The sequence below is a fragment of the Paraburkholderia fungorum genome, from assembly GCF_900099835.1.
GTDB classification, from domain to species: domain Bacteria; phylum Pseudomonadota; class Gammaproteobacteria; order Burkholderiales; family Burkholderiaceae; genus Paraburkholderia; species Paraburkholderia fungorum_A.
Window position 1 is genome coordinate 1,615,754 of the sequence record NZ_FNKP01000002.1, and the last position, 15,614, is coordinate 1,631,367.

At 55.8% G+C, this 15,614-nt stretch carries 13 protein-coding genes and 1 pseudogene; 6 read left to right on the forward strand and 8 right to left on the reverse strand.

From position 1 onward, the window contains the following. Nucleotides 1–231: 231 nt before the first annotated feature. From BLS41_RS23110 to BLS41_RS23125, 4 genes are read left to right on the forward strand one after another with little or no spacing between them, the layout of a single operon-like run. Complete coding sequence (locus BLS41_RS23110; RefSeq protein ID WP_171910294.1) at nucleotides 232–1,644, forward strand: site-specific integrase; 1,413 nt, start codon at nucleotides 232–234, stop codon at nucleotides 1,642–1,644. Then, a complete protein-coding gene (locus tag BLS41_RS38570; protein ID WP_143026352.1) occupies nucleotides 1,631–3,490 on the forward strand; it encodes a hypothetical protein in 1,860 nt (619 codons plus the stop codon). The genes BLS41_RS23110 and BLS41_RS38570 overlap by 14 nt, the downstream gene beginning before the upstream one ends. Next, nucleotides 3,487–5,397, forward strand: a complete 1,911-nt coding sequence (locus BLS41_RS23120) for a tyrosine-type recombinase/integrase (RefSeq protein WP_074769048.1) — start codon at nucleotides 3,487–3,489, stop codon at nucleotides 5,395–5,397. Before BLS41_RS38570 ends, BLS41_RS23120 begins: the two co-directional genes overlap by 4 nt. Further along, the gene (locus tag BLS41_RS23125) at nucleotides 5,394–5,753 is read left to right on the forward strand and encodes a hypothetical protein (RefSeq protein ID WP_074769050.1); all 360 of its coding nucleotides are present in this window, start codon (nucleotides 5,394–5,396) and stop codon (nucleotides 5,751–5,753) included. Before BLS41_RS23120 ends, BLS41_RS23125 begins: the two co-directional genes overlap by 4 nt. 266 nt (nucleotides 5,754–6,019) lie before the next feature. On the opposite strand, the pseudogene BLS41_RS23130 reads toward BLS41_RS23125, so the two are convergent. Both BLS41_RS23130 and BLS41_RS23135 read right to left on the reverse strand, forming a co-directional pair. Further along, nucleotides 6,020–6,850 (reverse strand): annotated as a pseudogene (locus tag BLS41_RS23130) (malate/lactate/ureidoglycolate dehydrogenase); the annotation flags it as partial. An 84-nt stretch (nucleotides 6,851–6,934) separates the two neighbouring features. After that, entirely contained in the window at nucleotides 6,935–8,398 is a 1,464-nt protein-coding gene (locus tag BLS41_RS23135; protein WP_074769052.1) for a M20 family metallopeptidase, read from the reverse strand. Nucleotides 8,399–8,617: 219 nt separating this feature from the next. Between BLS41_RS23135 and BLS41_RS23140 the strand changes: the two genes are divergently transcribed. Then, entirely contained in the window at nucleotides 8,618–8,929 is a 312-nt protein-coding gene (locus tag BLS41_RS23140) for a superinfection immunity protein (RefSeq protein WP_074769054.1), read from the forward strand. Nucleotides 8,930–9,082: 153 nt separating this feature from the next. Here the strand turns inward: BLS41_RS23140 and BLS41_RS23145 are convergent, their stop codons facing one another. The 4 genes from BLS41_RS23145 to BLS41_RS23160 form a co-directional block, all read right to left on the reverse strand. Then, entirely contained in the window at nucleotides 9,083–9,355 is a 273-nt protein-coding gene (locus BLS41_RS23145) for a YodC family protein (RefSeq protein ID WP_074769056.1), read from the reverse strand. Nucleotides 9,356–9,833: 478 nt separating this feature from the next. After that, nucleotides 9,834–11,390, reverse strand: coding sequence for an MFS transporter (locus BLS41_RS23150; RefSeq protein WP_074769058.1), 1,557 nt, complete (start codon nucleotides 11,388–11,390; stop codon nucleotides 9,834–9,836). Between the two features lie 31 nt (nucleotides 11,391–11,421). Next, nucleotides 11,422–12,060 (reverse strand): TetR/AcrR family transcriptional regulator, encoded by a 639-nt coding sequence (locus BLS41_RS23155; protein ID WP_074769060.1) that lies wholly within the window; start codon nucleotides 12,058–12,060, stop codon nucleotides 11,422–11,424. A gap of 249 nt (nucleotides 12,061–12,309) precedes the next feature. Then, complete coding sequence (locus BLS41_RS23160) at nucleotides 12,310–12,735, reverse strand: OsmC family protein (RefSeq protein ID WP_074769062.1); 426 nt, start codon at nucleotides 12,733–12,735, stop codon at nucleotides 12,310–12,312. A gap of 354 nt (nucleotides 12,736–13,089) precedes the next feature. On the opposite strand from BLS41_RS23160, the gene BLS41_RS23165 reads away from it, so the two are divergent. Then, nucleotides 13,090–13,398 carry a DUF4148 domain-containing protein gene (locus tag BLS41_RS23165; protein WP_074771132.1) on the forward strand — a complete coding sequence of 103 codons (309 nt, stop codon included), beginning with the start codon at nucleotides 13,090–13,092 and terminating at the stop codon, nucleotides 13,396–13,398. 278 nt (nucleotides 13,399–13,676) lie between these two features. Here BLS41_RS23165 and BLS41_RS23170 read toward each other — a convergent pair whose 3' ends face one another. Then, nucleotides 13,677–14,231 (reverse strand): carboxymuconolactone decarboxylase family protein, encoded by a 555-nt coding sequence (locus BLS41_RS23170; protein WP_074771133.1) that lies wholly within the window; start codon nucleotides 14,229–14,231, stop codon nucleotides 13,677–13,679. Nucleotides 14,232–14,280: 49 nt separating this feature from the next. Next, a complete protein-coding gene (locus BLS41_RS23175) occupies nucleotides 14,281–15,609 on the reverse strand; it encodes an aspartate aminotransferase family protein (RefSeq protein ID WP_074769064.1) in 1,329 nt (442 codons plus the stop codon). Nucleotides 15,610–15,614 lie beyond the last annotated feature (5 nt).

Consider the following 15,614-nt stretch of genomic DNA (forward strand, 5'->3'; position numbering starts at 1 on the left):
AATTCAATGCTCTAACTCTATTCACCGGGATTTATTGTGTTACAAAAATAGAACACTCTCACCCCGCTTATTTATTGTGTTACAACAAATCAACTCGCATAAATTCGCATGTGCAAGTCAGTTTTAGTGGACATTTTTAAACTCTTGTTTATCCTATATTTCTATTAAATTGGATTAACGGTTATTCAGATGCCAAATACAGCGAGAAAGACAGTGCTGAGTGAGTTCGTAATGACAACGGTAGCTGAGGAGACAAGCGCTGGGGCAGCTTGCGTGTCTCTTGCACTAGGTCAAGGAGCACGCGAACGGTACTACACAACCCCTGACATAGAGTACATGGAGCAGTGTGGATATGACGCGCTTCTTCATTTTCCAGCGGTATTTTGCGGCGATGGCTCACTTTGGGCAGAAGCAACCATGTGGATAGTCGACTTGGTCGGGGACGCGACTAATCCGAACATGCTTACATATTCAAATGTGGCTGACGACCTCGCTGCCTATAGGCGATTTCTTGAAGAGATGGATATCGACTGGCTCGCATTCGGGAAAATGAAGCAACGTCGCCCGACGTACAGATACAAGGCATGGCTTACGACATCGGCGCGGGGACGCATCATCTCTGTCAGCATCGCGAAACGACGAATGTCTACCGTTGTCCGATTTTACCGATGGTTGTTCGACGACTTAGGCTTCAGGCCCGAGAATCAGATGTGGATTGAATCACCCAGTCAAGTCCGCCGAGAAAATGAATCTGGCTACAACTGGAGCTATCCTATTCGAACCACCGATTTATCAATAGACGTCCCTGCCTCTGTCGACCCATTTGACACACGCATCCTTGATGGGCAGAAACTTCGAGCTCTCCCCCACAACGAACAGGTACATCTAGTCGAATCATTAATTTGCCTAAGAAATACAGAAATGAGCCTTATCTTTATCCTCGCACTACATACAGGTGCAAGGATTCAGACCATCCTGACAATGCGCGTGTCGCATTTCGAAACCGCGCCAGAGCTATTTGCGGGTGATGACATCCGCCTTAAAGCTGGACTAGGTACATCGATTGATACGAAGAAAGAAAAGCGAGGCACGATTCACTTGCCTCTTTGGCTATACGAGACGTTGCACACCTATGCGCTCAGCGAGCGCGCTCGCAAGCGCAGAAGCCGTGCGACCGATGGTGACCATAGCGAGCAACTTCTATTTCTTAGCCGAAGCGGAACGATGTTTTATCAACCACGAAACACAAGACATCGCTCCATCAGTCCACATACAGTCCGACATTTAAAAACGGGACAAGCGGTACGGCAATTCATTAAGGAAAAGCTCTTACCCGAGATGAGAAAACGTCTCTGCGACGACAGCTATACGTTCAAATTTCATGACCTCAGAGCAACATTCGGCCGAAATTTTCTGGAGGCATTACAACCTGCAATCCAGAGAGGTGAAACATCCCAATCCACAGTATTAGACTTCTTGCGACAGTTGCTGTGGCACTCGAGCGTCACTATCACGGTTCGATACCTTAAAGGGAGCACAGGCGCCGCGGCTCTGAAAGCAGCACAGGAAGGCTGGAATCAAGAACTCAACAACCTGGCAAAACAGGCCTTCAATTCTTCCGTAGCTAACGATGCCAATTCTTGAAGATATTGATATGCCCTTAGCAAAAGGAACTATCCTTTTGCATCCTGAGAGAGCCTTGCTAGTCTTTGAAGGCATAAATCACCGAATTTTCATTGGACAACTTTGCTATCTGGCTCGAAATACATCTTCACCAGCACGAAAAAAACAGACATTTGATGAAGATAGCTTAAGCCAAGAGCGAATCACTGCCGTTCGACGAATTATTTGCATACTCAGCGATGAACTCGAAATCAACTATCTACGGCCAATTACCGTACGGAATCACGCACAGAAAATCATCGAATTCTTGAATTGGTCTGATAACAATGAAAAATCTTCAGTGCTTTGTGACGAGGCCGAAACAGAAGTAGCTCTATCAATCTACTTCAAATTACTGAATAGAGAAGTCAAGGTAGGACTAAGAAAAACAAATGGCACATCAGATACACAAAGCACTCTCAAGAATTTTTTTACTCTATTTTTCGAAAATGAAGATTTCGGCGCCGACTTGCAGCCAACAAAGAGAGACGCTCGCGACACAAAAAACTCTGAGATTCCTAGAGCACATGACCAGGGCATTGTAATTTATTGGTGTCAGACATGGTATAAAGTCATCACGGATTTATTGCTCGAATTCAAATCATATCCAATTTCAATCAAAAGCGCTCCGGGTCACCCCGACATTGTCATACATCCGCTCTATTATAATGAGGATGCCAATATAGTTAGCGGATGGGATTTTAAGAAATGTGAAGTAAAAAGTATTAAAACGCTGACCCTAGAGTACGAAGAAAATCAGGGATTTAACCCTCTCCTTCAAGCGAAAAACAGTCGGGCATCCGCCATCGCGATGCTTAGAGAGGCAAACAGCAATAGAAATTCTTCAATTCGGATGTTCCATTCCGCCATCGCGATATACTGCTTTGCGGCGTTGTTTTTTATAGAGCTTGCGATGAATCTTGCGCAGTTCCTTGAGCTTCCATGGAGCAATGAATTAGAGACCAATATAGATTCTGGTCAGATATTGAAACAGTCACTCCGCCGCATAAAATATCGAGCAAAAGGTCGACTGGTTAGCTTTGATGTTTCATTGCAATTCATCCCTTCTCTGAAATTATTCCTTAAACTTCGAAAATACATCCTCGGCGGAAAAAAATTTCCATACCTTCTTGTGATGCTAGGCCGAGATAACAGGCCGACCAAGCTCAACCGGGATATGTTCAAGATGTTGGAGCAACGCCTACGCGAGTTCGGTATTACGTTGCCCCATATAACATCTAGGCAGTGGCGAGCCACAAAAACCCATTGGGTTGCTCGTAATTATGGAATTCCAGTGGCCGTCGATATGGCACAGCACTCGCTCGCAGTGGCGCTGAAGAGCTACTCAAGTGGTACCGATACCGAGCACAAATCCGAGATGGGGGTTCTTTACGATGCTATTGACCAAATCATTACTCGACCAAGATACAGCGAAACCGGCGGCAAGGAAAATGGCATAGGTATTTGTAAAAGTTTCAAACAACCCGAGAAAATAATTGACAACCCGCCGGTCACGCCAGATTGCAACTCAACAGAAGGATGTTTGTTTTGCAACAAACATCGTGCTTTTTCCGATGAAGTCGATATACGGAAAATTTTAAGTTGCAGATTTTGCGTTCGGTTAGTCAGCAACAGAGTTCGCTCGATGGAGCACTATGAGGAAACTTATAGCCCAATTATACGACGGCTTGATTTTCTCATCGAGGAACTGCGGAAGCGCGAACCTGCACTTGTTGCAAAAGTGCAGGAAGAAGTGGAGACGACGGGAGAGTTGGACCCTTTTTGGAGTAACAAACTAGAAATGCTCATTGAACTAGGACTAGCATGAAAAATAATACAATCAACAAAAACATATTGCGCACGCCATCTGCGAGCGATGAGAGCTGGCGAAAAATTTCAGATGAATCCTGTGCAACAATTGACGAAAAAGGTCGTCCGAGGTCATTATTTGGCGAATCAATTTGGAACATCGAAGCATATGGAAACTACCGGGCGATTAGTTTTTTATATTTTACTCAACTTACACCGCTCGGCACAGATGATTCGATTTATCGCGCATCCGCGATTCAAGTTAAACAAGTAATGTTTTTCTTGATTAACGACAATGGCCCGAGCGGCGTGGCCCCAAGTACGCTTCGTGAGAAGTTAGGCGCAATCAGAGATTTTTGCATTTTTTCTGCTTTTCGTGGACAAACTCTGTATGAAGCGATGGGTGATATTGACTCAATAAAAGATTTTGCATCAATCCCGGGAGTCGAAAACAAATGCAGCAGATTGCATAAAATATTTAAAGATTTATCAATCTTAGGGAAGGACCACACTGGCGTTGAAATACCATTCAAACAAGCGCAAAAAATTTTTGTTAATAAAATAAATCAGAAAAAGGAATCCCGACAATTCGCGGTTATCCCCACCAGAATATACAGCAAGATTCTTTCGATTTGCAATATAGAGTTAGATATCATTGAAGCGGCTGCATCCGACTTGGTTTCACAAATCAAACATGTTCGGTTAAATAAACAACCAAATTCCCTAGCGTCAGACGTACTGGTCGAGCTTTTCAATTATCATCAACAACCAATTACAACGAAGGGTTTATTTAGGGTTATAGGGGAAGTAAAAAATGTTCTGCAGATTTTGATTTTGGCTTACACAGGCATGCGCCACGATGAGGTCGACAGTCTTCCTTACGATTGTCTGAAAGTTGAGCCCCTCGATGGCGTCGTTCATTACATCGTTGAGGGCGTTAGCTCAAAAACTAAAGGCCGGAACATCCGCCGCGCCCGTTGGGTCACCAGTCGCTCAGGCGCTCGCGCAATAACAATCGCGAAGCTCATTTCGTCTGAAACTCACAGTCATTTTGGAAGTACCAAATTCTCTGATTCCATTGACGGTTCACACCTTCTTTTCTGTCGCTCTGGTCTATCTCGTTCAACCTATTTCGCCAATTTACCTCAGACTGGAATTGACCGTTATCTCGACGCACTATGCGCGCGCGCCGAGCTTGTCATCACGAAGGAAGATGTCATCGAACTTAAGCGTATCGATTTCTTTCGTGCATGGGATTCTGAAAAGGAGTTTTCCGTTGGAGCAGCGTGGCCCTTCACAAGGCATCAACTGCGACGCACACTTGCGGTGTATGCCCACCGAAGTGGACTGGTCACGCTCGATACATTGAAGCGCCAATTGCACCATCTAACAAATGAGATGGCGATGTATTACACCAACGGCTCGGCTTTCGCCGAAAATTTCATCGGTGAAATTGAGGACCATTTCGCCTTCGAATGGCGAAGCGCACTGGCAGGAGCACAGTTTCTCGGTTACACGATAAACGTTCTACAGTCAGAAGAGAAACTGTCTGGTGGACATGCGAAATGGGTTCAAAGTAACGCGGTAAAAACCTCACCTGTCTCGGTTTATTCGAGGGAAGAGGCACGACGGATGTTTAAGGAGGGATTGCTTGCTCATCAAGATACACCTCTAGGCGGATGTGCGAGCACCACTCCCTGCAAGATGCCACCGCTAGAGTGGTTACAGCTCGAATGCCTAAAGAAAGATTGCAAGCACCTCATTATTCACCTCTCTCGCTTGCAGCGCGTTGCGAAAGCACAAAAAGCGCGTGTAGAAGCGCTGCTCAAACATTCACCCGACTCCGTCGAGTACCGAATTGAATCCGAAACGCTTGAGACACTCCTCAACGTCGAAGCAAAAATTCTTTCGGAGGGGCAAGCATGAGGTCCTCACTTGACGACTACTTCGCCGCGCTCGACCGGCTTAGGGCACGGAAGGCAAAGATAAACAACGACACGGTCGCCATCGAGGCCGGGCGCAAGAAGGGAAGTATCAAAAAATCGCGCCCGCAGTTCGCCGCCTTGATTTCAGCCATAGAACAGGCTAACCAAGAGATGCAGTTGGTCAATGATGATGGGGCTATGCGACTTGAGGAGCTGAAGGGGAAAATCGAAGAACTGCGCCTACGCTACGAGGCAGCAATCTCGCGCGAAATATCGCTACTACGACAGGTTCGAGAGCTAAAAACAGAACTCGTCAATCTAAGAGGCGGGAGCGTTGTTCCGATTCGCAGTAGATGACTACGAACATTGGCATACTTCGAAAGTGCAGTTCTCTCTGCGCAGAGGGGCCCGCGAACCACTGGGTAACGCGACACTGGTAGTGAAGCTCAATGATGTATCACTACGAGGCCGGGATAGCAAAATAGTGCATCTTTTTGAATGGACATGCCGTGCGTGCTTACGTCCATTTTTTGTGCCAAACAGGTGGACAACTCCAAAAACCTAACTCATTGATATGCAAGAAATTCCAACTGTCCATTTCGTACGTACTTGTGCATAAACGAACAGTTGATGATCGCGTTCGTCGTGCCCAACGTGGTCGCGTGAGTCGTGAAGCCGCCCGACAACGCACCCGCAAAAATCTCGCACATCGCCGCGAGGCCGAATCCCTTGTGACCGCCGAACGGCGTCAGCGAACCGAACGGCGCTTCGTGCATGACTTTCGGATCGCGGGTCGGCATGCCTTCGTGATCGATCAGCGAGCCGGGGGGCACCTCTCTGTGCTGGTTGTACGCGACCCGCGTCTTGCCGTAGGCGACCGTGCTGGTCGCAAAGTCGAGCACGAGCGGCGGCTTTCCGGGGCGCGGATAAGCCGCGCAAAACGGATTCGTGCCGATGCGCCGGTCCACGCCGCCGAACGGCGCAACCAGCGGATCGCCCGCCACGTTGACGAAGTGAAACGACACGAGACCGGCGCGCGCACACTGCTCGGCCCAATGCCCGATACGGCCGATGTGATGCGAGCCGCGCAAGCCGACCGCGCAAATACCGAGCCGTTTCGCGCGCTCGATGCCCTGCTCCATCGCCTCGAACGCGACCACCTGACCGAAGCCCTTGCCGCCTTCGACGCTCAGCACCGCACCTGCGTCTTTCACGACCTCGGCATGCAGGTTCAGTTTCAACTCGCCGTCGGCCAGCGACGCGACATAGCGCGGCGTCATGCCCACGCCGTGCGAGTCGTGACCGGTCAGATTCGCCGCCACCAGATGATCCGCGACCAGCGCCGCCTCGCGCGGCGTGCTGCCCGCCTTCTCCCAGATCGCCTCGATATAGGCGTGCAGTCGATCGGCTGGAATCCGGGGCGTGGCGGGCTGAGCAGTCGCGCGGGTGGTCATTCGGTCGGTCATTCGGCGTGTTGAAGTTGGCGTGTCAGTTGAAGTTGCGGACGGGAAACAAAACCGCCTCGCGACTTCAAAAACTCACGGCGCGGCGGCGATCACCTCGGCCACCGCTGCCGTCAGCTTCTTGCCGTACGGCACGTGCAGGAACTCGTTCGGCCCGTGCGCGTTCGACTTCGGCCCAAGCACGCCGCACACCATGAATTGCGACTTCGGGAAGCCCGCCTTCAACACGTTCATCAACGGGATCGTGCCGCCCTGGCCCATGTAGGCGACGTCCGCGCCGTAGTGCTGGCGCGACGCGTCGTTCAGCGCGGTGGCGAGCCACGGCGCGAGGTCAGGCGCGCTCCAGCCGCTGGCCGCGCCCGCGTCGGGCCTGAACGTCACCTTCGCGTTGTACGGCGGATCGACTTCGAGCAGCGCCTTCAGTTCGGCGACGGCCTTCTCCGCTTCGATCGTCGGCGGCAGACGCAGCGACAGCTTGAACGCGGTACGCGGACGCAACACGTTGCCCGCATCGGCGAGCGCGGGCAAACCCGCCGCCCCCGTCACCGACAACGACGGGCGCCACGTCGAATTCAGCAGCGCCTCTTTCGGATCGGTCGTGGTGGGCAGGACCTGACGGCCATCCTGACCGCACGCCCACGGCAGTTTCTTCCAGACGTCGTCGCCGAGAATCTGCGCGGTGGCTTCCGCTTCACGCAGACGATCGGCGGGGATCGGGCAATGAAAACCCTTCGGCAACAACGTGCCGTTCGCGGCGTCTTCGAGACGATCGAACAGTTGACGCATGATGCGGAAGCTCGACGGCGCAATACCGCCATAGCCGCCCGAGTGAATGCCTTCGTCGAGCACGTGAACTTCGAGATCGCCGGCGACCAGGCCGCGCAGCGACGTGGTGAGCCACAGTTGATCGTAATTGCCCGCGCCCGAATCGAGACACACGACGAGGCCGACGTTGCCGAGCCGTTCGCGCAACACGTCGACGTAGGGCAGCAAGTCGTAGCTGCCCGACTCTTCGCAGGTTTCGATCAGACCGACGCAGCGCGGACGCTCGACACCTTGTGCGTCCAGCGCCGCGAGCGCGGTGATGCTCGCGTAGATTGCGTAGCCGTCGTCCGCGCCGCCGCGGCCGTACAGCTTGTCGTTTTCGAGCTTCGGCGTCCACGGGCCGAGGTCGTTGCGCCAGCCGTCGAATTCCGGCTGCTTGTCGAGGTGACCGTACAGCACGATCGTTTCGTCGCTACCCGAACGCGTGGCGGGCGTTTCGAAAAAGATCACCGGCGTGCGGCCCGGCAAACGAATGACTTCGAGCTTCAGACCGCGCACGGATTGCTGTTCGGCCCATTGCGCGGCGTCGGTGATCACGCGCTCAAGGTAGCCATGCTTGACCCACTCGGGATCGAACGCCGGGCTCTTGGCCGGCACCGCGATGTAGTCCGTCAGCGCGGGCACGATCTCGTCGTTCCACTTGCGGTCTACGAATTCGCGTAGCTTGTCCGGATTGATGCGCTGGGCCTGCTGGGTCGTATCGTCGGAGATCATGATGGCGTCCGTGGGGGGATCTGGTCAGTCGAAACGATCATGATAGTCTGGATGCGGGATCGGCTGAACCCCCTGTCATATATCAGGGCTGGCGGAGGGGCTGCTGGCTTGGGATAGCGTGCGCGGCGGCGGTGCCTGACAATGCGCCCTTCGGCGCCGCGCAATTGACACCGGTTCGCGCGACAATCGGAGCATCTTTCACACATCGGGAGCGGTTTCATGAGCGGCAACATCATCGTTCAGGCTATCGCCGCCGTGCTCGCGCTAACGCTGTATTTTCTGCCGGCCATACTCGCCGACCGTCGCAAGCGCCATGACGTGCTGACGCTGGCGCTGTTCAACGCGTGTCTCGGCTGGACCGTGTTCGGCTGGCTGCTCGCGCTCTACTGGTCGCTGCAACCGAATCCGCCGAAGAACGTCGCGGGCGAAGTCGTACAGACGCGGAAAATCGTGCGGATGCGGGCGTTTTCGTCCGCCTTGATGGCGCGCGTGCAACGTCGCGAGGCGACGCGGGACCATCCGGAAAATTAAGCGAGTTGCGGCGGGCGCAGCATGGGGCAAGCAGCAAACGGCATGCGGCAAAACACGCGCAAAAAAAAGCCGGCCGAGTAACCGGCCGGCCAGGACAAAGATCGGGTTTAATCGTGTTGCGCGAATTATCGGACCACTTCGCCGTACAAGCTGTCAGGCAGCCCGGCCTACGCGATTCCACAGCACGGAACCAGCCGGAATGGACCGGGGCTCAGCGCGCATGTTGGCGGGCGCGAACATCTCGCGGCGCAGTTCGCCGTGTTCGTCGAACCACTCGCAAATCAGCCAGTCGCCGGGATTGAGCGCAACCGGACCTGCATAGGTCACGGTCATGCGCGGGCCTCCTTCCTTCAACGTAACGACGTCGCCGACGTTAAAGCGTGCGGCTGGCGGTGTCTCGAATGCGTCAATGGTAGCGGTCAGCATAATTACCCCCTACGGAACCGTTGAGCTTTATTAAGTCATTGCACCGGGTTTCTCGACTCTAGCCCTACTGAAGGAAAACTCTAAAAGTTCGCCAAGATTAACAATTGAATTTATTCGCAGCAAGTGCTTTTTATAGATACCGTTTTCAGATTCACGGGAATAACGATCCAGCCGAAGCTGCACGAGTTGAAACCAGGAAAATCCCTGAATAATCCGCCAGATGCGGCTGTGTGCGGCACCGCACGACCGTCAAGCCTGCCGTATGCACGCTGTCGCCCAACGTGGAAAGCGCGCCCGGTTTCTTCATATCCAAACTCCCGGAAAACCGTAGGGTTTATTCCCGACCATCTAAAATTGAAACTTACCTATGAACAGCCGACTCATCGGTAAATACGTGGCGCTTAATTATGTTTTTGTTTAAACCGGATAATATTTTCCGCAATGCAACCACTGAAAACGATTACGGTCCGGTTATTTTTCAAACGGCTTGCGTGGCGCGACGCAACACAAATTGCTGATGCCGAACCAGTAGCACGCTCAAACCAATACATATAAACATCAGCAACGCGTTGATTGCGAGGCTCACCTGAAAGCCGTGGGCATACGCCGCAGGCGCGGTGCTGCCGCCAATTGCGCCGAAGAACGCGCCGCTGATCGCCGCCGTGCCGAACGCCGAGCCGATCTGCAAGGTCGACGACACCACGCCCGAGGCCAGCCCCGCCTTTTCCGGCACGACTTCCAGCAAGACGATGCGCATGATCGACGGCAGCAGCAGGCCATGGCCGACGCCTGCGCACAACAGCCCGCAGTAAAACAGCAGGTCCGGCGACACGGTCTGGGTCGAGGCCCAGCCGGTCACGGCGAAGCCGACTGTCATCATCGAGAAGCCCAGCGTCAGGACGTGGCTGCCAATCCGTTTGACCACCGCCGGCGATGTCAGCGGCCCGAGCACAAAACCGATCGCAAACGGCATGATCGCGATACCTGACGCAAGCGGCGTCCAGTGCAGACCGGTCTGCAGGAAAATCCCATAGGTCAGGAAAAACGCGCTGTTGCAGTAAAACAGGAACGCGAGCACAAGACCCAACGCGAAGGCCCGGTTGCGAAACAATTGCAGATCGACCAGCGGATGACCACCGCCGCGTTCGACCCGACGCTCGGTCGCCACGAACAGCGCGAGCACAGGCACCGCGAGTGCGAACATCACGAAGGTCCACGTCGGCCAGCCGGCTTCGCGGCCGTGCGTCATCGGATAGATGACGAGCAGCAATACCGCCGACAGCAACGCCACGCCTTTCAGATCCACGCCCGTGCTTGTCGCGGGCTGGTTCTCCGGCACGAACTTCCATGTACCGATGAACGCCGCGATGCCGATCGGGATGTTGATCAGGAAGATGATCCGCCAGTCGAGGCCGAACGGGTGGTACGTGATCAACGCGCCGCCGCCGAGTTGACCGACGATCGACGACAAGCCGAACACGAAGCCATACAGGCTCATCACTTTGGTTTGCTGATGCAGCGGCACCACCGCGCGGATGGTCGCGAGCACCTGCGGCGCCATCACGGCGGCCGCGATGCCCTGCACGATCCGCGAAATCACCAGCATGTGGCCGCTGGTCGCGAAACCGCACAGCGCCGACGCAACCACGAACGCCGCCATGCCGGTCATGAACATGCGGCGCCGGCCGAACAGATCGCCGAGGCGCCCGCCGGTGATCAGCAGCACCGCATAGGCCGATGCGTACGCGGACACCACGAGTTGCAATTGCGCGTCGGTGGCGTTCAGGCCGGTGTGAATCGAAGGCAGCGCGAGGTTGACGATGAAGTAATCGAGCGGCGCGAGGAATGCGCCGACGAACAGTACGGCAAGCGCGAGCCCTTGCCGCTCGAAGCGAGGCACGGCCCTTTCCACGTGCTTTTCCGCCGATCGCGCCATGCCCGCAGCGACCGCGCCCGGACAGGTCGCCACGCCTGCCGTCGCGTCGGCGGGTCCAACGAATGCCGCCGCAGCGGACTTGAGGGATTCGTCTTTCATGACCGATCGTTCAAAAATTCGACAAAAAAATTTAGACGAGGGCGCGCATTGCGACGTCGACTATTCCGATTAACGCATCTTCCTTGTGGGCGACCCGCCCTAACACGCGCAGACCCTGCATCACGCACAGCAGGAAATCGCCGACCGCTTTTTCGTCGAGCGTCGAATTGAATGCGCCGCTCGCCTGCCCGCGTATCACCGATGCCGCGAGCAACGTGGCCATGCGACGCTGGATCGCGGCGACGCGCGTGCGTAATTCTTCGTCGCCGGGCTGCATTTCCAGCGTGGTATTCGTGATGAAACAGCTACGCTCGCCGGTCAGCGCGCAAGCGACTTTCGCGTAGTGCAGCAAGGCGTTTCGTAGCGACTCTTCGGCCGGCACCGGCGCGTTCAGCCGTTCGGCCAGGCGCGCGACCGAACCTTCCGCATAGTGATCCAGCGCGGCGAGCATGATGCCGTGTTTGTCGCCGAATACGCCGTACAGGCTGCCGCGCAACAGGCCGGTGGCTTTGCACAGGTCGTCGATCGACGTGGCGTGGTAGCCATGGTTCCAGAACACCTGGCTCGCGCTGGTCAATACCGTGGCGGTATCGAACTCGCGCGGGCGCCCACGGGAACACACGTCACCCGCTTTCTTGGTGGATTGTTTTGGATTGCCAGTTTGCTTCATGTGACGGATATTATGACTAACCGTTCAAGAAAGCAAGGGCGGGTGTTTGATACGGTGCCCGCGAGGAAGTGTGGCCGTTGCGTAAACCGTTGATTGTCGGCCCGAAACAAATGGCTCACGCCGATCCATTTGTTTGCCGACGACACGCCCCGTCCAGGCGTCCGCTAATGCAGCCAGCTGAAATAAAAACCGGCGACGGAGATAACCCCGCCGCCGGCTTCATCAAACTTGCGTCAACTCAAAAGCGCCTCAGGTTTCGAGTTTCGCATCCATCGTGATCGTCGCGTTGAGCACCTTCGACACCGGACAACCCGCTTTCGCGTCCGCGGTGGCTTTTTCAAAAGCCGCCTTGTCGCCGCCCGGAATTTTCACTGCCACGTCGAGATGCACCGCCGTGATCGAAAAGCCGCCGCCGTCCTTGTCGAGCGTGACGGTTGCGGTCGTGCCGATACGCTCCGGCGTGATGCCGGCCTTGCCCAATTCCGCCGACAACGCCATCGAGAAACAGCCCGCATGCGCAGCCGCAATCAGCTCTTCCGGATTCGTGCCGATGCCGTCCGCGAAGCGGGTCGAGAACGAGTACTGGGTTTCCTTGAGGACCCCGCTGTCGGTGGAAATCGAGCCCTTGCCGTCCTGCAGGCCGCCTTGCCAGACTGCTGATGCCTTGCGCTTCATCGCTCTCTCCTGTTAATGCCCTGCTTCGCGCGCAGCACGACGACGAAATGACACCCACTGCAACAGCCACGCCCCGGATGGTTTGCGGTTGGGTATCGGTCGCGAGTTCCTGCGCGGCGCCGCAGATGCGGGCGTGGACCGAACTCCATCATAGGCGCTTCCCCATGCTGGCGTGATGACGGTGAGTCAAACGTCGGCAAGGAAAATTACCCAAATCGATTAAACCTGAAAACGTAACAATCATTTCGAAAAAAGTTGCTTTATACCTTACCTTACAGAAAATAAACTGAATTCATCGGATCGGGAAACGTGATTCAAACCGGTTCCATCAACAATCTAATTCTGGAGGTCATCATGAAATCGCTTATTTCAGCCGTTCTGGTTGCATCGGCTCTGGTCGTTCCGGCTATCTCGTTTGCGCAGCAGGCCAACGCGCCGCTGACTCGCGCTCAGGTGCGCGCCGAAATCGTTACCGCGCAAAAAGCGGGCCTCCTGTATCAGAACGACACGCAATATCCGAAGGCCGTCCTGCAAAACGGCGCAGCGGTGCTTGCTTCGGCACAGGGTTCGCAGGATGTGGGCGGCGTGAACGCGGGTTCGTCGGAATCGGGCGCGTCGGCTTCGGTGCAACACGGTCCGCTGTCGATTTATCGCGGTCACTGATGCGCGCCGTGGCCTGGTAAGTGACAGGTCAGCCGCGCGGTTGCGGCTAGAGTGGACGGGTCGCTGAAGATGGTTGAAGCGGGTGATGTCACTACTGCACCCTGAAGCGCTCCGGTTGCCGAGTTTTTCGCAACCGGGGCGCTTTTATTTTGCGCACTGCGTATCTGCGCGTTGGGTCGATAACCCGGTGTCGCAGCGAAGTAGAAATAACGGCGCGGTTTGAAAGAACTCCATCCAGATCGGACGCAATGCCCGACACGGCACTCCCGCGCGTCCGGTCATTCGGTGAATGGCAAACTCTGCTGCCCGATGGCCCGCATGTCGAACACGTTCAACGTCATCGCCACCAGCGCGTAGTAGCCCAGCAGGCCGACCAGGTTGATCACCACCTGATGCCCGAAACGATCTACAGCCTTCGCATACGTCGCGTCCGACACGCGTTTCGTGTCATACAGTTCGCTTGCGAAATCGTGGATCAATGCGTCGTCGGCATCTGCGAAAGTGGGACGGTGCCCCTGACGGATCGCCTCCGCGTCCTCTTTCGCGACACCGGCCTCGAGTGCGATCGGATAGTGAATGTGCCATTCCGCCTGCGCCTGCCAGCGCGCCGCCGTCACCAGAATCGCCAGTTCCGACAGACGCAGCGGCAAGCCGGTCCGATAGCGGCAAAACGCGCCGAGACGCTGTGCCTGCTGCGCCAGCTCCGGGCTATGAATCCAGCCGAGAAACGGCCCATTCAGATTGCCGCGCGGACCGGACAGAATTTCGTCCAGCACGGCCTGCTGTTCGGGCGTGGCGTTGGAGATGTCGAAGTGAGGCAAACGCGGGGTCATGATCGTGCTCCTGCTCGCGATAAACGATGTGTTCAGATTAACCGGCTGCTCAAAGGCCAGCCAGCGCACCGTCGATTGCATCGGCAAGCCGGCTGACAATCTCGTCGATATCGCGCGCGGTGCAGATGAACGGCGGCGCCAGCAGTACGTGATCGCCGACCTTGCCATCGACGGTGCCGCCCATCGGATACACCATCAGGCCGCGCGCGAACGCTTCACGGCGAATCGCCGCATGCAGTTTCAGACCCGCGTCGAACGGGGTTTTGCTCGCACGGTCCCTGACCAGTTCGACGCCGACGAACAGCCCGCGCCCACGCACATCGCCGATATGCGGATGCTGCGCGTAATGCTCGCGCAGTCGTCCGCGCAACTGCTCGCCGCGTGCCTGCACGTTTGCCAGCAGTTTCTCTTCATCGATCACGCGCTGCACTTCAAGCGCCGCCGCGCAGGCGGTAGCGTGGCCGATATACGTATGTCCGTGCTGAAAAAATCCGGATCCGCCGACGATCGCCCGATAGATCCGGTCGCTCACCAGCGTCGCGCCGATCGGCTGATAACCCGCGCCGAGCCCCTTCGCGATGGTCAGGATATCGGGCGCCACGCCGTCTTCTTCGCACGCGAACAGATAGCCGGTGCGGCCCATGCCCGACATGATTTCATCGAGAATCAGCAGCACACCGTAGCGGTCGCACACCGCGCGAATCTTGCGGAAATACTCGCGCACCGGCGGCACCGCGCCGGCCGTCGCACCGACCACCGTTTCCGCGACGAACGCCGCGACCGTGTCCGCGCCGAGTTCGAGAATCTTCTGCTCGAGTTCATCGGCGAGACGCTGTGCGAACGTCTCTTCGGTTTCGTCGGCGCGTTGCTCGCGATACGCGTAACACGGGCTCACGTGATGCGCTTCGATCAGGATCGGCAGAAACGGCTCGCGACGCCATGCGTTGCCGCCGATCGCCAGCGCTCCCAGCGTATTGCCGTGATAGCTCTGCCGACGCGCGATAAAGTGCCGGCGCTGCGTTTGCCCCGTCTCGACGAAATACTGGCGCGCGAGCTTCAGCGCGGCCTCGATCGCTTCCGATCCGCCCGACACGAAGTACACATGCTCCAGCCCTTGCGGCGCGCGCGAAACCAGATAGTCGGCGAGTTCCTCGGCGGGTTCGGTCGTGAAAAACGAAGTGTGCGCGTACGGCAGCTGTTGCGCCTGCCGTTTGATCGCGTCGATCACGCGCTGGTTGCTGTGGCCGAGACACGAAACGGCCGCGCCGCCGGATGCGTCGATGTAACGCTTGCCGGTCGAGTCGACGATTTCGATGCCGTCGCCTGCAACGGCCACAGGCAACGTCTGCTTCGGCGAACGATGAAAAACAGTGGACATGATGG